14 protein-coding genes are annotated in these 18,513 nt (G+C 56.3%); 13 read left to right on the forward strand and 1 reads right to left on the reverse strand.

Going from position 1 to position 18,513, the window contains the following annotated elements; genetic code table 11:
* The first annotated feature begins 123 nt into the window (after nucleotides 1-123).
* The 4 genes from dnaK (at nucleotide 124) to nhaR (ending at nucleotide 5,611) form a co-directional block, all read left to right on the forward strand.
* Nucleotides 124-2,040: a molecular chaperone DnaK gene (gene dnaK / locus ACI2JR_RS10735; protein WP_132729968.1), complete on the forward strand. Its 1,917-nt coding sequence runs from the start codon at nucleotides 124-126 to the stop codon at nucleotides 2,038-2,040.
* A gap of 87 nt (nucleotides 2,041-2,127) precedes the next feature.
* A complete protein-coding gene (dnaJ, locus tag ACI2JR_RS10740) occupies nucleotides 2,128-3,261 on the forward strand; it encodes a molecular chaperone DnaJ (protein WP_132729967.1) in 1,134 nt (377 codons plus the stop codon).
* Nucleotides 3,262-3,485: 224 nt separating this feature from the next.
* Complete coding sequence (gene nhaA / locus ACI2JR_RS10745; protein ID WP_462478513.1) at nucleotides 3,486-4,658, forward strand: Na+/H+ antiporter NhaA; 1,173 nt, start codon at nucleotides 3,486-3,488, stop codon at nucleotides 4,656-4,658.
* A gap of 53 nt (nucleotides 4,659-4,711) precedes the next feature.
* On the forward strand, nucleotides 4,712-5,611 hold the full coding sequence (nhaR, locus tag ACI2JR_RS10750; RefSeq protein ID WP_132729965.1) for a transcriptional activator NhaR: 900 nt from the start codon (nucleotides 4,712-4,714) through the stop codon (nucleotides 5,609-5,611).
* Nucleotides 5,612-5,706: 95 nt separating this feature from the next.
* Here the strand turns inward: nhaR and rpsT are convergent, their stop codons facing one another.
* Entirely contained in the window at nucleotides 5,707-5,970 is a 264-nt protein-coding gene (gene rpsT, locus ACI2JR_RS10755; protein WP_003018940.1) for a 30S ribosomal protein S20, read from the reverse strand.
* A gap of 330 nt (nucleotides 5,971-6,300) precedes the next feature.
* On the opposite strand from rpsT, the gene ribF reads away from it, so the two are divergent.
* The 9 genes from ribF to carB form a co-directional block, all read left to right on the forward strand.
* Nucleotides 6,301-7,239: a bifunctional riboflavin kinase/FAD synthetase gene (ribF, locus tag ACI2JR_RS10760; protein WP_132729964.1), complete on the forward strand. Its 939-nt coding sequence runs from the start codon at nucleotides 6,301-6,303 to the stop codon at nucleotides 7,237-7,239.
* Nucleotides 7,240-7,283: 44 nt separating this feature from the next.
* Nucleotides 7,284-10,100, forward strand: a complete 2,817-nt coding sequence (ileS, locus tag ACI2JR_RS10765) for an isoleucine--tRNA ligase (protein ID WP_462478514.1) — start codon at nucleotides 7,284-7,286, stop codon at nucleotides 10,098-10,100.
* A complete protein-coding gene (lspA, locus tag ACI2JR_RS10770) occupies nucleotides 10,100-10,597 on the forward strand; it encodes a signal peptidase II (protein ID WP_132729962.1) in 498 nt (165 codons plus the stop codon). The genes ileS and lspA overlap by 1 nt, the downstream gene beginning before the upstream one ends.
* A gap of 115 nt (nucleotides 10,598-10,712) precedes the next feature.
* Nucleotides 10,713-11,162, forward strand: coding sequence for an FKBP-type peptidyl-prolyl cis-trans isomerase (gene fkpB / locus ACI2JR_RS10775; protein ID WP_132729961.1), 450 nt, complete (start codon nucleotides 10,713-10,715; stop codon nucleotides 11,160-11,162).
* A gap of 1 nt (nucleotide 11,163) precedes the next feature.
* Nucleotides 11,164-12,114, forward strand: coding sequence for a 4-hydroxy-3-methylbut-2-enyl diphosphate reductase (gene ispH, locus ACI2JR_RS10780; protein ID WP_462478515.1), 951 nt, complete (start codon nucleotides 11,164-11,166; stop codon nucleotides 12,112-12,114).
* A 65-nt stretch (nucleotides 12,115-12,179) separates the two neighbouring features.
* Nucleotides 12,180-13,094 (forward strand): ribonucleoside hydrolase RihC, encoded by a 915-nt coding sequence (rihC, locus tag ACI2JR_RS10785; RefSeq protein WP_462478516.1) that lies wholly within the window; start codon nucleotides 12,180-12,182, stop codon nucleotides 13,092-13,094.
* Between the two features lie 358 nt (nucleotides 13,095-13,452).
* On the forward strand, nucleotides 13,453-14,274 hold the full coding sequence (dapB, locus tag ACI2JR_RS10790) for a 4-hydroxy-tetrahydrodipicolinate reductase (protein WP_132729958.1): 822 nt from the start codon (nucleotides 13,453-13,455) through the stop codon (nucleotides 14,272-14,274).
* 458 nt (nucleotides 14,275-14,732) lie between these two features.
* The gene (carA, locus tag ACI2JR_RS10795) at nucleotides 14,733-15,881 is read left to right on the forward strand and encodes a glutamine-hydrolyzing carbamoyl-phosphate synthase small subunit (RefSeq protein ID WP_132729957.1); all 1,149 of its coding nucleotides are present in this window, start codon (nucleotides 14,733-14,735) and stop codon (nucleotides 15,879-15,881) included.
* Nucleotides 15,882-15,897: 16 nt separating this feature from the next.
* Nucleotides 15,898-18,513, forward strand: a 2,616-nt coding sequence (gene carB / locus ACI2JR_RS10800) for a carbamoyl-phosphate synthase large subunit (RefSeq protein ID WP_462478517.1), incomplete at its 3' end; no start/stop codon positions are given.

Raw genomic sequence — 18,513 nt, forward strand, 5'->3', positions numbered from 1 at the left:
TTGTAGTCAACCGCAGTGAATGAACCTGAAAAAAATGATGTCGGGGCAGTTGAAACCAAAGGTTTCGCCCTTATTACAGGTTTACAACCACATGTTGATCGAATTTTTAGTGGAGACGTTTAGATGGGTAAAATTATTGGTATCGACCTGGGTACTACCAACTCTTGTGTAGCGATTATGGATGGCACTACTGCACGTGTGCTGGAGAACGCCGAAGGCGATCGCACCACGCCTTCTATCATTGCTTATACCCAGGATGGTGAAACTCTGGTTGGTCAGCCGGCTAAACGTCAGGCAGTGACAAACCCGCAAAATACTCTGTTTGCGATTAAACGCCTGATTGGTCGCCGCTTCCAGGACGAAGAAGTTCAGCGTGACGTATCCATCATGCCGTACAAAATCATCGGCGCCGACAACGGCGACGCATGGCTTGATGTGAAAGGTCAGAAAATGGCACCGCCGCAGATCTCTGCCGAAGTGCTGAAGAAAATGAAGAAAACGGCAGAAGATTACCTGGGTGAACCGGTAACTGAAGCGGTTATCACCGTACCGGCCTACTTTAACGATGCTCAGCGTCAGGCAACTAAAGACGCCGGCCGTATCGCAGGTCTGGAAGTCAAACGTATCATCAACGAACCGACCGCCGCTGCGCTGGCTTACGGTCTGGATAAAGAAGTCGGCAACCGTACTATCGCGGTTTACGACCTTGGTGGTGGTACCTTCGATATCTCTATTATCGAAATCGACGAAGTTGACGGCGAAAAAACCTTCGAAGTTCTGGCAACCAACGGTGATACCCACCTGGGTGGTGAAGACTTCGATAGCCGCATGATCAACTACCTCGTTGACGAGTTTAAGAAAGATCAGGGCATTGACCTGCGTAACGATCCGCTGGCCATGCAGCGTCTGAAAGAAGCGGCTGAAAAAGCGAAAATTGAGCTTTCTTCCGCTCAGCAGACCGACGTGAACCTGCCGTACATCACTGCAGACGCCACCGGTCCGAAACACATGAACATCAAAGTGACGCGTGCGAAACTGGAGAGCCTGGTTGAAGATCTGGTTAACCGCTCCATCGAGCCGCTGAAAGTTGCTCTGCAGGATGCTGGCCTGTCCGTGTCCGATATCCAGGACGTTATCCTGGTCGGTGGTCAGACTCGTATGCCGATGGTGCAGAAGAAAGTGGCTGAGTTCTTCGGTAAAGAGCCGCGTAAAGACGTTAACCCGGATGAAGCGGTCGCTATCGGCGCTGCGGTTCAGGGCGGCGTACTGACCGGTGAAGTGAAAGACGTTCTGCTGCTGGACGTTACCCCGCTGTCGCTGGGTATCGAAACCATGGGCGGCGTCATGACTGCGCTGATCAACAAAAATACCACCATCCCGACCAAGCACAGCCAGGTGTTCTCTACTGCAGAAGACAACCAGTCTGCGGTAACCATCCATGTGATTCAGGGCGAGCGTAAACGCGCCTCCGATAACAAATCACTGGGTCAGTTCAACCTGGATGGGATTAACCCGGCACCGCGCGGCATGCCGCAGATCGAAGTCACCTTCGACATCGATGCTGATGGGATCCTGCACGTGTCGGCGAAGGACAAAAACAGCGGTAAAGAGCAGAAAATTACCATTAAAGCGTCTTCTGGCCTGAACGAAGAAGAAATTGCCAAAATGGTTCGCGATGCGGAAGCGAATGCTGAATCTGACCGTAAGTTCGAAGAGCTGGTTCAGACCCGCAACCAGGGTGACCATCTGCTGCACAGCACCCGTAAGCAGGTTGAAGAAGCAGGCGACAAACTGCCGGCTGACGACAAAACGGCGATCGAGTCTGCGCTGACCGCGCTGGAAACCTCGCTGAAAGGTGAAGATAAAGCCGATATTGAAGCGAAAATGCAGGCGCTGGCGCAGGCTTCGCAGAAGCTGATGGAAATTGCTCAGCAGCAGCACGCTCAGCAGCAGGCTGGCGGCGCTGAAGCTTCCGAAGGCAATGCGAAGGACGACGATGTCGTTGACGCAGAGTTCGAAGAAGTGAAAGACAAAAAATAATCGCCCTTTGAACGGGTAAAACACTGGCACGGGCGAAGAGGTTTCCTCTCCGCCCGTGCACGCATGTTAAGGGGCTGAAAAACACCAATGGCAAAGCAAGATTATTACGAGATTTTGGGCGTTTCCAAAACAGCGGATGAGCGTGAAATCAAAAAGGCCTACAAGCGCCTGGCCATGAAATATCACCCGGACCGTAACCAGGGCGATAAAGAAGCCGAAGCCAGATTTAAAGAAATTAAAGAAGCGTATGAAGTCCTGACTGATGACCAGAAGCGTGCGGCCTACGATCAGTACGGCCATGCGGCCTTTGAACAAGGCGGCATGGGCGGCGGCGGCGGTTTTGGCGGCGGCGCAGATTTCAGTGATATCTTTGGCGATGTTTTCGGCGATATCTTCGGCGGCGGTCGCGGCCGTCAACGCGCAGCGCGTGGCGCTGACCTGCGTTACAACATGGAACTGACGCTGGAAGAAGCCGTTCGCGGCGTGACGAAAGAGATTCGTATTCCGACGCTGGAAGAGTGTGATGTCTGTCACGGCAGCGGCGCGAAAGCCGGCAGCAAGCCGCAAACCTGTCCAACCTGTCACGGCGCCGGTCAGGTACAGATGCGCCAGGGCTTCTTTGCCGTTCAGCAAACCTGTCCTCATTGCCAGGGACGCGGGACGCTGATTAAAGATCCGTGCAACAAATGCCACGGCCACGGTCGGGTTGAGAAAACCAAAACCCTGTCGGTTAAAATCCCGGCGGGTGTCGATACCGGCGATCGTATTCGTCTCTCAGGCGAAGGTGAAGCGGGTGAGCACGGCGCTCCGGCGGGCGACCTGTACGTTCAGGTCCAGGTTAAGCAGCACGCCATTTTTGAGCGTGAGGGCAATAACCTGTACTGCGAAGTGCCGATTAACTTCACCATGGCCGCACTCGGCGGTGAGATTGAAGTTCCGACGCTGGATGGCCGCGTGAACCTGAAAGTACCAGGCGAAACGCAGACCGGCAAGCTGTTCCGCATGCGTGGTAAAGGCGTGAAGTCGGTGCGCGGCGGTGCGCAGGGCGATCTGCTGTGTCGTGTGGTGGTTGAAACGCCGGTCGGGCTGAATGACAAACAGAAACAGCTGCTCAAGGATCTGCAGGAAAGTTTTGGCGGCCCGACGGGGGAGAAAAACAGCCCGCGCTCCAAAAGTTTCTTTGACGGCGTGAAGAAGTTCTTCGACGATTTGACCCGCTAATCCACAGCGAGTTTAAAAAGCCACTTTATTGTTAAAGTGGCTTTTTTGTTTATAGCCCACTATCTGTTAATGATCTCTGTATCTCCCCGCCGGGGTGCTTGTTGCTAAGTCTGGTTTCATATCGTAAAAGCCGATCTATAACGCAATAATAAACTTATTTTTTCGAAGTGTTATGGCGACTAAAATAGTTTCATCGATGAATTAGCCTTATAGAGAGAGTAAACGTGAAACATCTGCAGCGTTTTTTTAGTAGCGATGCTTCAGGAGGGATTATCCTTATTTGCGCGGCTGCGCTGGCGATGCTATTGGCTAATACCGGCGCGACCAGCGCTCTGTACCACTCTTTTCTGCAAACGCCCGTTCAGCTGCGTGTGGGCGCGTTGGAAATCAATAAGAACATGCTGCTGTGGATTAACGATGCGCTGATGGCGGTCTTCTTTCTGTTGATTGGTCTGGAGGTGAAGCGTGAGATGATTCAGGGCGCGCTAGCCAGCCGTCGTCAGGCGGTTTTCCCGGTGGTCGCCGCCTTCGGCGGGATGGTGGTTCCGGCGTTGATTTACCTGGCGTTTAACGCTCAGGATCCGATTACCCGGGAAGGGTGGGCGATTCCGGCGGCGACCGATATCGCCTTTGCACTGGGCGTTCTGGCCCTGTTGGGGAGCCGCGTGCCCACCGCGCTGAAAATTTTCCTGATGGCGTTGGCCATTATTGATGACCTGGGGGCGATCGTCATTATTGCCCTGTTCTATACCCACGATCTGTCGATGCTGTCGCTGGCCGTTGCGGCAGGGGCGATCGTCGTGCTGGCGGCGCTGAATCTGTGCGGCGTCCGGCGGAGCGGTATTTACCTCCTGGTGGGGGCCGTGCTGTGGACCGCGGTGTTGAAATCCGGCGTTCACGCGACTTTAGCCGGGGTCATTGTCGGCTTCATGATCCCGCTGAAGGAACGCGCCGGCAAATCTCCGGCCAGGCAGCTTGAGCATGTCCTGCATCCGTGGGTGGCTTATCTGATTTTACCGCTTTTCGCCTTCGCCAACGCCGGCGTGTCGCTGCAAGGCGTGACGCTTGAAGGGCTGACGTCGCTGCTACCGCTGGGCATCATTGCCGGGCTGTTTATTGGTAAGCCGCTAGGTATCAGTCTGTTCTGCTGGCTGGCGCTGAAGCTCAGGTGGGCTTCACTGCCGGAGGGCACTACCTGCCAGCAGATTATGGCCGTCGGCATTCTGTGCGGGATTGGCTTCACCATGTCGATTTTTATCGCCAGTCTGGCCTTCGGTAGCGTGGACCCCGGATTAATCAACTGGGCGAAGCTGGGGATCCTGATAGGTTCTGTCCTGTCGGCGGTTACCGGTTATATGATTCTTCGTAGGTGGATAGCAGGTCCCGCCGCCGTTTAACCTTCACGGGAGAGCCTCCGAAGGCTCTCCCTGGCATTATCAGGGAGAGAAATATGTCGCATATTAATTACAACCATTTGTACTACTTCTGGCACGTTTATAAGGAAGGCTCCGTTGTTGGCGCTGCGGAGGCATTGTTCCTGACCCCGCAGACCATCACCGGGCAAATCAAAGCGCTTGAAGAGCGCCTGCAGGGGAAGCTGTTTAAGCGTAAGGGCAGGGGGCTGGAGCCGAGCGAGCTGGGGGAGCTGGTATTTCGCTACGCTGACCGTATGTTCACGCTGAGCCAGGAGATGCTCGATATTGTGAACTACCGCAAAGAGTCCAACCTGCTGTTTGACGTTGGCGTCGCCGATGCGCTGTCGAAACGGCTGGTGAGCGGGGTGCTGGATGCGGCGGTGGTCGATAATGAACAGATTCACCTGCGCTGTTTTGAGTCGACCCACGAAATGCTGCTGGAGCAGCTCAGCCAGCACAAGCTGGATATGATTATCTCTGACTGCCCGATTGACTCCACGCAGCAGGAAGGGCTGTTTTCGGTGCGTATCGGGGAGTGCAGCGTGAGTTTCTGGTGTATGAATCCGCCGCCGGAAAAACCGTTTCCCGCTTGTCTGGAGGAGCGCCGTTTACTGATCCCCGGGCGCCGTTCGATGCTGGGGCGCAAGTTACTCAACTGGTTCAATTCGCAGGGACTGAAGGTCGAAATTCTCGGTGAGTTTGACGATGCGGCTCTGATGAAGGCATTCGGCGCGGCGCACAATGCGATTTTTGTCGCCCCAACGCTTTACGCCCATGATTTCTATCATGATGAGTCAATTATTGAGATTGGGCGGATGGATAATGTGATGGAGGAGTACCACGCCATCTTTGCTGAAAGGATGATTCAGCATCCGGCGGTGCAGCGTATCTGCAATCGCGACTATTCAGCGCTCTTTACCTCGCCCGTATCGTAACGACACCTTGCGCCTGCGGCGCTTCTGGCGTAAATGACAGGCATAAAAAAACCCGCTTTCGCGGGTTTTTCTACAAAGCGATAACAAGCAGGCGATTAAGCCAGTTTGTTGATCTGAGCGGTCAGGTTTGCTTTATGACGCGCAGCTTTGTTTTTGTGGATCAGACCTTTAGCAGCCTGACGGTCCACGATCGGTTGCATTTCGTTAAATGCTTTCAGTGCAGTAGCTTTGTCGCCAGCTTCGATAGCTGCGTATACTTTCTTGATGAAAGTACGCATCATAGAGCGACGGCTAGCGTTGTGCTTGCGGGCCTTTTCAGACTGAACGGCGCGCTTCTTAGCTGATTTGATATTAGCCAAGGTCCAACTCCCAAATGTGTTCTATATGGACAATTCAAAGGCCGAGGAATATGCCCGTTTAGCCTTCTTTTGTCAATGGATTTGTGCAAATAAGCGCCGCTTAAAACAACAACGCTTTATTACGTAGTGATGGCGCAAGATTCTACCAGCTTGTTGCAGGCGAATACAGCCTTTCCACCATAAAAATCGAAGGGGGCGGGGAGTTTTTCACGTATTCCCGCGCTGAGTGGATGAATTCCCGGGATCTTTCGCTGAAGAGGTGCAATCGCTGGTTAACGTCGTCAGTTGTACAAGGTATACTCGGACGATTTTCACTGTTTTGAGCCAGACATGAAGCTGATACGCGGCATACATAATCTCAGTCAGGCGCCGCACGGGTGCGTGCTGACCATTGGAAATTTTGACGGTGTGCATCGCGGGCATCAGGCGCTGCTGCAGCGTTTGCGCGCAGAAGGCCGCCAGCGTGGTCTACCGGTGGTGGTGATGATTTTCGAACCACAGCCGCTGGAGCTGTTTGCCGCCGATAAGGCGCCAGCACGTTTGACGCGTCTGCGGGAAAAGCTGGGCTATCTGGCTGAAAGCGGCGTCGACTATGTGCTGTGCGTGCGTTTTGACCGACGCTTCGCCGCCTTGACCGCGCAGGACTTTATCAGCGAACTGCTGGTGCGCCGGTTAGGCGTGCAGTTCCTCGCCGTCGGCGATGATTTCCGCTTTGGCGCTGGTCGCCAGGGGGATTTCTTGTTATTACAGAAAGCGGGTGCGGAATACGGTTTTGACGTCACCAGTACCCAAACCTTCTGTGAAGGCGGCGTGCGTATCAGCAGCACGGCGGTGCGCCAGGCGCTGGCGGACGACGACCTTGCGCTGGCGGAAACTCTGCTGGGTCATCCCTTTGCCATTTCCGGGCGGGTGGTCCACGGCGATGAGCTGGGGCGCACCATCGGTTTCCCGACGGCGAACTTACCGCTACGTCGTCAGGTTTCCCCGGTGAAAGGGGTCTATGCGGTTGAAGTGCGCGGACTGGGCGACACACCGTTAGTGGGCGTCGCCAATATTGGCACCCGCCCAACGGTCGCTGGCGTGCGGCAACAGCTGGAAGTGCATCTGCTGGACGTTGTAATGGACCTCTATGGTCGCCATATAGATGTAATACTGCGTAAAAAAATACGTAACGAACAGCGATTTGCGTCGCTCGATGAGCTGAAGGCGCAAATTGCACGAGATGAGTTAACGGCCCGCGAGTTCTTTGGGCTGACCAGCCAGGCATAAGCCTGTTGGTGTTAATCAAACCGAAATACGGAACCGAGAATCTGATGAGTGACTATAAATCGACCCTGAATTTGCCGGAAACAGGGTTCCCGATGCGTGGCGACCTCGCCAAACGCGAACCGGGGATGCTGGCGCGTTGGACCGATGATGACCTGTACGGCATCATCCGTGCAGCGAAAAAAGGCAAAAAAACCTTCATTCTGCATGATGGCCCTCCTTATGCGAATGGCAGCATTCATATTGGTCACTCGGTTAACAAGATTCTGAAAGACATTATCGTTAAGTCCAAAGGGCTGGCGGGCTATGATTCGCCTTACGTGCCGGGTTGGGACTGCCACGGTCTGCCGATCGAGCTGAAAGTGGAGCAGGAGTACGGCAAACCGGGGGAAAAATTCACCGCGGCGGAATTCCGCGCCAAATGCCGTGAATACGCGGCGACGCAGGTCGACGGGCAGCGTAAAGACTTTATCCGCCTCGGCGTGCTGGGCGACTGGTCGCATCCGTACCTGACCATGGACTTCAAAACCGAAGCCAATATCATCCGCGCGCTGGGTAAAATCATCGGCAACGGCCACCTGCATAAGGGGGCGAAGCCGGTGCACTGGTGCGTGGACTGCCGTTCCGCGCTGGCGGAAGCGGAAGTTGAGTACTACGACAAAACCTCGCCTTCTATCGATGTGGCGTTCCACGCGGTCGATAAAGCGGCGGTAGAAGCGAAATTCGGCGTTGCCGATGTCAGCGGCCCGATCTCGCTGGTTATCTGGACCACCACGCCGTGGACGCTGCCGGCCAACCGCGCCATTTCGCTGTCTGCGGAATTTGACTACGCGCTGGTGCAGGTTGACGGCCAGGCGCTGATTGTGGCGAAAGACCTGGTTGAAAGCGTCATGAAACGCGTGGGTATCGCGGATTACACCATCCTGGCGGTGGTGCAAGGTGCCGCGCTGGAGCTGATGCGCTTTAAGCATCCGTTCCTCGACTTTGACGTTCCGGCGATCCTTGGCGATCACGTTACGCTGGATGCGGGTACCGGCGCGGTCCATACCGCCGGCGGCCACGGTCCGGATGACTACACCATCAGCCAGAAATATGCGCTGGAAATTGCTAACCCGGTGGGGCCGGACGGCTCCTATCTGCCAGGAACTTATCCGGCGCTGGACGGCATCAACGTCTTTAAAGCCAACGACATTATCGTTGAGATGCTGCGTGGCAGCGGCGCGCTGCTGCACGTGGAAAAAATGCAGCACAGCTATCCGTGCTGCTGGCGCCACAAGTCGCCGATCATCTTCCGCGCCACCCCGCAGTGGTTCGTGAGTATGGATCAGCAGGGCCTGCGTGCGCAGTCGCTGAAAGAGATCAAAGGCGTGCAGTGGATCCCGGACTGGGGTCAGGCGCGTATCGAGTCGATGGTGGCCAACCGTCCGGACTGGTGTATCTCCCGTCAGCGTACCTGGGGCGTGCCGATGTCGCTGTTCGTACACAAAGAGACGCAGGAACTGCATCCGCGCACGCTGGAGCTGATGGAAGAAGTCGCTAAACGCGTCGAAGTCGACGGGATTCAGGCATGGTGGGATCTGGACGCAAGCGAAATTCTTGGCGCCGATGCCGATAGCTACGAGAAGGTGCCGGATACCCTGGACGTATGGTTCGACTCCGGGTCTACCCACTCTTCCGTGGTCGACGTGCGTCCGGAATTTTCGGGTCACGCTGCCGATATGTATCTGGAAGGTTCCGACCAGCACCGCGGCTGGTTCATGTCCTCGCTGATGATCTCCACGGCGATGAAGGGCAAAGCGCCGTACCGCCAGGTACTGACCCACGGCTTTACCGTTGATGGTCAGGGACGCAAGATGTCCAAATCCATCGGCAACACCGTCTCCCCGCAGGATGTGATGAACAAACTGGGCGCGGATATTCTGCGTCTGTGGGTGGCCTCTACCGACTATACCGGCGAAATGGCGGTCTCAGACGAGATCCTCAAACGTGCCGCCGACAGCTATCGTCGTATCCGTAACACCGCGCGCTTCCTGCTGGCGAACCTCAACGGTTTCGATCCGCTGACAGACATGGTGAAACCGGAAGAGATGGTGGTGCTCGATCGCTGGGCGGTAGGCTGCGCGAAAGCGGCGCAGGAAGATATCCTGAAAGCCTACGAATCCTACGATTTCCACGAAGTGGTGCAGCGTCTGATGCGTTTCTGCTCCATCGAAATGGGCTCGTTCTATCTCGACATCATCAAAGACCGCCAGTACACCGCGAAAGCGGACAGCGTGGCGCGTCGTAGCTGTCAGACCGCGCTGTTCCATATCGTCGAAGCGCTGGTTCGCTGGATGGCGCCGATCATGTCCTTCACCGCAGACGAAATCTGGGGCTACCTGCCGGGTTCCCGTGAGAAATACGTCTTTACCGGCGAGTGGTATGAAGGTCTGTTCGGCCTGGCCGACGACGAAGCGATGAACGACGACTTCTGGGACGATCTGCTGCAGGTGCGCGGTGAAGTCAACAAGGTCATCGAGCAGGCGCGTGCTGACAAGCTGGTGGGCGGCTCTCTGGAAGCGGCGGTGACGCTGTATGCCGATGCCGATCTGGCGGCGAAGCTGAACGCGCTGGGCAGCGAATTGCGATTTGTCCTGTTGACCTCCGGGGCGACGGTTGCCGATGATACCCAGGCTCCGGCTGATGCCTGGCAGAGTGAACTGCTGAAAGGTCTGAAAGTCGTGCTGAGCAAAGCCGAAGGTGAGAAATGCCCACGCTGCTGGCACTACACCAGCGATGTCGGCAAGGTGGCGGAACACGCGGAAATCTGCGGTCGCTGTGTCAGCAACGTCGCCGGCGACGGCGAACAACGTAAGTTTGCCTGATGAGTAAATCTGTCTGTTCAACGGGGCTACGCTGGCTTTGGGTCGTCGTAGCGGTGCTGATTATCGATCTGGGCAGCAAATTCCTGATCATCCAGAACTTCGCTCTGGGGGATACGGTATCGCTGTTCCCGTCGCTTAATCTGCATTATGCGCGCAACTACGGCGCCGCTTTTAGCTTCCTCGCTGATAGCGGCGGCTGGCAGCGCTGGTTCTTTGCGGGAATCGCCATCGGTATCTGCGTGATTCTGGCGGTCTTGATGTACCGTTCGAAGGCCACGCAAAAGCTGAACAACATTGCCTACGCGCTGATCATTGGCGGCGCGTTGGGCAATTTGTTCGACCGGCTATGGCACGGTTTTGTCGTCGATATGATTGATTTCTACGTCGGCGACTGGCATTTCGCCACCTTCAACCTTGCCGATACCGCGATTTGCATCGGCGCGGCGCTGATTGTGCTGGAAGGCTTTTTACCTGGCGCGGCCAGAAAAACCGCCTGATCCTTGCCGGGCGACGTTCGCGTTGACCCGGCCTACATGATAAATTTGCCCTGCCGGCGCCTTTTAGCGGGCATCGGTGGGGTAACATACAGATTAAAACTTAGAGCAAACCTGCATGTCTAACTCTGTACAGAGCAACAGCGCGGTGCTGGTGCACTTCACGTTGAAACTTGATGATGGCTCCACCGCGGAGTCTACGCGCAACAACGGTAAGCCGGCCCTGTTTCGTCTTGGCGATGCATCGCTTTCCGAAGGCCTGGAGCAGCATCTGCTGGGGCTGAAAGCCGGGGATAAAACCACCTTTTCGCTGGAGCCTGATGCCGCGTTTGGCGTGCCAAGCCCGGATCTTATCCAGTATTTCTCCCGTCGCGAATTTATCGATGCGGGCGAGCCGGAAATCGGCGCGATTATGCTCTTTACCGCAATGGATGGCAGCGAAATGCCTGGCGTGATTCGTGAAGTGAACGGCGATTCGATCACCGTTGATTTCAACCACCCGCTGGCCGGGCGCACCGTCCATTTTGATATTGAAGTGCTGGAAGTCGATCCGGCGCTGGAGGAGTGAAATGCAGATCCTGTTGGCTAACCCGCGCGGCTTTTGCGCCGGCGTTGACCGCGCTATCAGCATTGTCGAAAACGCGCTGACGCTTTACGGCGCGCCGATTTATGTGCGTCATGAAGTGGTGCATAACCGCTATGTGGTCGATAGCCTGCGTAAACGCGGCGCCATTTTTATCGAACAGATTGGCGAAGTGCCGGACGGCGCGATCCTGATTTTCTCCGCGCACGGCGTTTCGCAGGCGGTACGTAACGAAGCGAAAAGCCGCGATCTGACGGTCTTTGACGCCACCTGTCCGCTGGTGACCAAGGTGCACATGGAAGTCGCCCGCGCCAGCCGCCGTGGCGAAGAGTCGATTCTGATCGGTCATGCCGGCCACCCGGAAGTCGAAGGGACGATGGGCCAGTACAGCAACCCGGCAGGGGGGATGTACCTGGTTGAATCGCCTGATGACGTCTGGACGCTGGAAGTGAAAGACGATGCCCGGCTGTCGTTTATGACCCAGACCACGCTCTCCGTCGACGATACCTCTGACGTGATCGATGCGCTGCGTGAGCGTTTCCCGAAAATTGTCGGCCCGCGTAAAGATGATATCTGTTATGCCACCACCAACCGTCAGGAAGCGGTGCGCGCGCTGGCGGAACAGGCCGATGTGGTGCTGGTGGTGGGGTCGAAAAACTCGTCCAACTCTAACCGGCTGGCGGAGCTGGCGCAGCGGATGGGCAAAGCGGCCTATCTGATTGACGATGCGACCGATATCCAGGAGACGTGGGTCAAAGAGGCGCAATGCGTGGGCGTAACCGCCGGCGCCTCGGCCCCGGATATCCTGGTGCAGAACGTGATTGCGCGTCTGCAGGCGCTCGGCGGCGGAGAAGCCGTGCCGCTGGAAGGCCGCGAAGAGAATATCGTTTTCGAGGTACCGAAAGAGCTGCGGGTTGATGTCCGTGAAGTAGAGTAAGTTCTTTCCTGCCCTGATGTGCGAAGATGCCAGACTTAACGTCTGGCATTTTTTTTGGAGAAACTATGCGCTTACCGATCATTCTTGATACCGATCCCGGCATTGACGATGCGGCGGCGATCGCCGCGGCGCTGTTCGCCCCTGAGCTGGATCTGCAATTGATGACCACGGTGGCGGGCAACGTGTCGGTGGAAAAAACCACCCGCAACGCGCTGCAACTGCTGCACTTCTGGCAGGCTAAGGTGCCGCTGGCTCAGGGGGCTTCAATGCCTCTGCTGCGCCCGCTGCGCGATGCGGCCTCCGTCCACGGCGAATCCGGGATGGCGGGGTATGATTTCGTCGAACACGACGGCCAGCCGCTGCAGAAACCGGCCTTTCAGGCTATTCGCGATACGCTGATGCATGCGCCGGAGCCGATCACCCTGGTGGCGATTGGTCCGTTGACCAACATCGCGCTGCTGCTGACGCAGTACCCGGAGTGCCGCTTTAACATACGCCGGCTGGTGATCATGGGCGGTTCTGCCGGCCGCGGTAACTTTACGCCAAATGCGGAGTTTAATATTGCCATCGATCCGGAAGCGGCGGCGAAGGTCTTCCGGAGCGGCCTGGAGATTGTGATGTGCGGCCTCGACGTCACTCATCAGGCGGTGCTGGCACCAGAGTATCTGGCCACGCTTCCGACGTTGAACAACACCGGGAAAATGCTGCACGCCCTGTTCAGCCACTATCGTAGCGGCAGCATGAGCAGCGGGCTGCGGATGCACGATCTGTGCGCCATTGCGTGGCTGGTGCGCCCTGAGCTATTTACCCTCAAGCCGTGCTTTGTGGCGGTGGAAACGCAAGGCCGCTGGACGTCCGGCACCACCGTCGTCGATATCGAAGGGCGGCTGGTGCAACCGGCGAATGCCCGGGTGGCGCTGGATCTGGACGTCGCCGGTTTTCAGCGCTGGGTGGCGGAAGTGCTGGCCCTGGCGCCATAACCGCGATCGGCGGTGATAAATTTTCTCGCTCAGGTAATCGCTCATGGCCCGCATTCTGGCGGGCGAGCAGTCCGGCTGGCAGGCGCAAGATCTGCGCGACATCTCTCATTTGAGGGGGCTGCGTAAGGTAAAGAGAGACAACTGTGACCGGCACCGGCGATCCTGCGGCTTTCGCCGGGGATAAGCCCGGCCCGGTACCCGCGAGAAAGACCTGACTTTGATGCCAGCTTATAGTTTTTACTGATATCGAGCGCCGTTTGTCATAAATTTCTAATTATCGGCGTTTTTGAGTAGCGGCTCATCGATGGGCTGGTTACTCTGAAAACAATTCACGTGAAGTTAACAAAAGAGAATAGCTATGCATGATGCACAAATCCGCGTGGCCATCGCGGGCGCGGGCGGCCGGATGGGACGCCAGTTAATTCAGGCGGTACAGCAGATGGAAGGCGTGGCGCTGGGCGCCGCGCTGGAGCGCGAAGGTTCCTCCCTGCTCGGCAGCGACGCCGGGGAACTGGCCGGCGCCGGTAATGTCGGCGTGGCGGTGCAAAGCAGCCTGACAGCAGTGAAAGATGATTTTGACGTGCTGATCGATTTTACCCGTCCGGAAGGCACGCTGAACCACCTTGCGTTCTGTCGCGAACACGGTAAAGGCATGGTGATTGGCACTACCGGCTTTGATGAGGCGGGAAAACAGGCCATTCGCGATGCAGCGCAGGATATTGCCATCGTTTTTGCCGCCAATTTCAGCGTCGGCGTCAACGTCCTGTTAAAGCTGCTGGAAAAAGCGGCGAAGGTGATGGGCGACTACACTGATATTGAAATTATCGAAGCGCACCATCGTCATAAAGTCGACGCCCCGTCGGGCACTGCGCTGGCGATGGGTGAAGCGATTGCCGGCGCACTGAACAAAGATCTGAAGGATTGCGCGGTATATAGCCGGGAAGGGCATACCGGCGAACGCGTACCGGGGACCATTGGTTTTGCTACCGTGCGCGCCGGAGATATCGTCGGCGAACATACGGCGATGTTTGCTGATATCGGCGAGCGTATTGAGATCAGCCACAAAGCCTCCAGCCGGATGACTTTTGCCAATGGTGCGGTTCGTTCTGCATTATGGTTAAAGAACAAGAAATCGGGGCTCTTTGATATGCGTGATGTCCTTGAACTCAACAGTTTATAAGTTTTATTACCCATCGTGATGTGGTTATTGCATTCAATATGTAATTGATTGCAAAGGGCAATGTCTTATTGCCCTTTTTATTTTTTGCCATTTAACTCCTGTTTTTATCTTAGTTCTCTATAAGTTTGCCTTATCTCTTCTTTTTTTGTGGTGTTATTGTAAATTTTGACCATCTGGTCTACTTTTTTACTTCCATGCCCTTCATTTTGCAATCTTCCTGGTCCGCAAGCGTTTTCTCAGGCTAGTTTGTTGATCTTTTTACCTGCTAAAGCAGTGTGAAAGGGCCAGTGACGCAAAAGAAGATAAAAAATATCGGCTTTAAGTTGACTTTTAGCCGACATCTCTCCAGAATGCCGCCGTTTGCCAGAAATCCATAGGTAAGCAAATTTGCATTGATTCATGCTACACGTATGCATTAATATGCAAATAAAGTGAGTGAATATTCTCTGGAGGGTGTTTTGATTAAGTCAGCGCTATTGGTTCTGGAAGACGGAACCCAGTTTCACGGTCGGGCCATCGGGGCAACGGGCACGGCGGTTGGGGAAGTCGTTTTCAATACTTCAATGACCGGTTATCAAGAAATCCTCACTGATCCTTCCTATTCCCGCCAAATCGTCACTCTTACTTATCCTCATATCGGTAATGTCGGCACCAACGCCGCCGATGAAGAATCTTCTCAGGTACATGCTCAGGGTCTGGTTATTCGCGATCTGCCGCTGATTGCCAGCAACTTCCGCAATACCGAAGACCTCTCTTCCTACCTGAAGCGCCATAACATCGTGGCGATTGCCGATATCGATACCCGTAAGCTGACCCGTTTGCTGCGCGAAAAAGGCGCCCAGAACGGCTGCATCATCGTGGGTGACAACCTGGATGCGCAGCTGGCGCTGGAAAAAGCCAAAGCGTTCCCGGGCCTGAATGGCATGGACCTGGCGAAAGAAGTCACCACTTCAGAGACCTACAGCTGGACGCAAGGCAGCTGGACGCTGGCGGGCGACCTGCCGGAAGCGAAAGCGGAAAGCGAGCTGCCGTTCCACGTCGTGGCCTACGATTTCGGCGCCAAGCGCAACATTCTGCGTATGCTGGTGGACCGCGGCTGTCGCCTGACGGTCGTACCGGCGCAAACCTCCGCCGAAGAGGTGCTGAAGATGAACCCAGACGGGATCTTCCTGTCCAACGGACCTGGCGACCCGGCACCATGCGACTACGCGATTGCGGCAATTGAGAAATTCCTCGCCACCGATATTCCGGTGTTTGGCATCTGCCTCGGCCATCAGCTGCTGGCGCTGGCGAGCGGAGCGAAGACCGTTAAGATGAAGTTCGGCCACCACGGCGGTAACCACCCGGTTAAAGACATCGATAATAATGTGGTCATGATTACCGCGCAGAACCACGGTTTTGCCGTCGACGAAGCGTCGATGCCGGCTAACCTGCGGGTGACCCACAAGTCGCTGTTCGACGGTACGCTGCAGGGGATCCACCGTACCGACAAACCGGCGTTCAGCTTCCAGGGGCACCCGGAAGCGAGCCCTGGTCCGCACGATGCCGCGCCGTTGTTCGACCATTTCATTGAGTTAATTGAGCAGTACCGCCAGTCCGCGAAATAATCAGGAGAAAAAAGCCATGCCAAAACGTACAGATATAAAAAGCATCCTGATTCTTGGCGCTGGCCCGATCGTTATCGGCCAGGCTTGTGAATTTGACTACTCTGGCGCACAGGCCTGTAAGGCCCTGCGTGAAGAAGGTTACCGCGTCATTCTGGTGAACTCGAACCCGGCCACCATCATGACCGACCCGGAGATGGCCGATGCAACCTATATTGAGCCTATCCACTGGGAAGTGGTGCGTAAAATCATCGAAAAAGAGCGCCCGGATGCCGTTCTGCCGACCATGGGCGGCCAGACCGCGCTGAACTGCGCGCTGGAGCTGGAGCGTCAGGGGGTGCTGGCTGAATTCGGCGTCACCATGATCGGCGCCACCGCCGATGCGATTGATAAAGCGGAAGACCGCCGTCGCTTCGACGTGGCGATGAAGAAAATCGGTCTCGACACCGCGCGTTCCGGGATAGCGCACACCATGGAAGAAGCGCTGGCGGTTGCCGCTGACGTGGGCTACCCGTGCATCATCCGTCCGTCGTTCACCATGGGCGGCACCGGCGGCGGTATCGCTTATAACCGCGAAGAGTTCGAAGAAATTTGTACCCGCGGCCTGGATCTCTCTCCGACCAACGAGCTGCTGATTGATGAATCGCTGATCGGCTGGAAAGAGTATGAAATGGAAGTGGTGCGCGATAAGAAGGACAACTGCATCATTGTCTGCTCCATCGAAAACTTCGATGCCATGGGCATCCACACCGGTGACTCGATTACCGTGGCGCCGGCGCAAACCCTGACCGATAAAGAATACCAGGTGATGCGTAACGCTTCGATGGCGGTGCTGCGCGAAATTGGCGTGGAAACCGGGGGGTCTAACGTTCAGTTCTCGGTAAACCCGAAAGACGGTCGCCTGATTGTTATCGAAATGAACCCGCGCGTATCACGCTCCTCGGCGCTGGCATCGAAAGCCACCGGCTTCCCGATTGCCAAAGTGGCGGCGAAACTGGCGGTGGGTTACACCCTGGATGAGCTGATGAACGACATCACCGGCGGTCGTACCCCGGCTTCGTTCGAACCGTCCATCGACTACGTCGTGACCAAGATTCCGCGCTTTAACTTTGAAAAATTCGTCGGCAGCAACGACCGTCTGACCACCCAGATGAAATCCGTTGGCGAAGTGATGGCGATTGGCCGCACTCAGCAGGAATCTCTGCAGAAAGCGCTGCGCGGTCTGGAAGTGGGCGCCACCGGCTTTGACCCGAAAGTTAGCCTGGACGATCCGGAAGCGCTGACCAAAATTCGTCGCGAACTGAAAGACGCCGGCGCCGAGCGTATCTGGTACATCGCCGACGCTTTCCGCGCGGGTCTCTCCGTAGATGGCGTTTTCAACCTGACCAACATTGACCGCTGGTTCCTGGTGCAAATTGAAGAGCTGGTCCGTCTGGAAGAGAAAGTGGCTGACCTCGGCATCACCGGTCTCACCCCTGACTTCCTGCGTCAGCTGAAGCGCAAAGGCTTTGCCGACGCGCGTCTGGCCAGGCTGGCGGGCGTTCGTGAAGGCGAAATCCGCAAGCTGCGTGACCAGTACAACCTGCACCCGGTCTACAAGCGCGTGGATACCTGCGCGGCGGAATTCGCTACCGATACCGCCTATATGTACTCCACCTATGAAGACGAGTGTGAAGCCAATCCGTCCGTCGACCGCGATAAGATTATGGTCCTCGGCGGCGGTCCGAACCGTATCGGCCAGGGTATCGAATTCGACTACTGCTGCGTACACGCTTCGCTGGCGCTGCGCGAAGATGGTTACGAGACCATTATGGTCAACTGTAACCCGGAAACCGTCTCTACCGACTACGACACCTCCGACCGTCTGTACTTCGAGCCGGTCACCCTCGAAGACGTGCTGGAAATCGTGCGCATCGAGAAGCCGAAGGGCGTCATCGTCCAGTACGGCGGTCAGACCCCGCTGAAACTGGCGCGCGCGCTGGAAGCGGCCGGCGTACCGGTTATCGGCACCAGCCCGGATGCGATTGACCGCGCGGAAGACCGTGAACGTTTCCAGCAGGCGGTTGACCGTCTGAAGCTGAAACAGCCGGCGAACGCCACGGTCACCGCGATTGAGATGGCCGTTGAAAAGGCGAAAGAGATTGGCTACCCGCTGGTGGTTCGTCCATCCTACGTTCTCGGCGGCCGGGCGATGGAAATCGTCTACGATGAAGCCGATCTGCGTCGCTACTTCCAGACTGCGGTCAGCGTCTCTAACGATGCGCCGGTGCTGCTGGACCGCTTCCTTGACGATGCGGTAGAAGTCGACGTTGACGCGATCTGCGACGGCGAAATGGTGCTGATTGGCGGCATTATGGAGCACATCGAGCAGGCGGGCGTACACTCCGGCGACTCCGCGTGTTCTCTGCCCGCCTACACCATGAGCCAGGAAATTCAGGATGTGATGCGCGAGCAGGTACAGAAGCTGGCCTTCGAACTGCAGGTCCGCGGCCTGATGAACGTGCAGTTCGCGGTGAAGAACAACGAAGTGTATCTGATTGAAGTGAACCCGCGTGCGGCGCGTACCGTCCCGTTCGTCTCGAAAGCCACCGGTATCCCGCTGGCTAAAGTCGCGGCGCGCGTGATGGCTGGCCAG

The organism is Klebsiella sp. NPDC088457, from assembly GCF_044900465.1.
Classification (GTDB): domain Bacteria; phylum Pseudomonadota; class Gammaproteobacteria; order Enterobacterales; family Enterobacteriaceae; genus Klebsiella.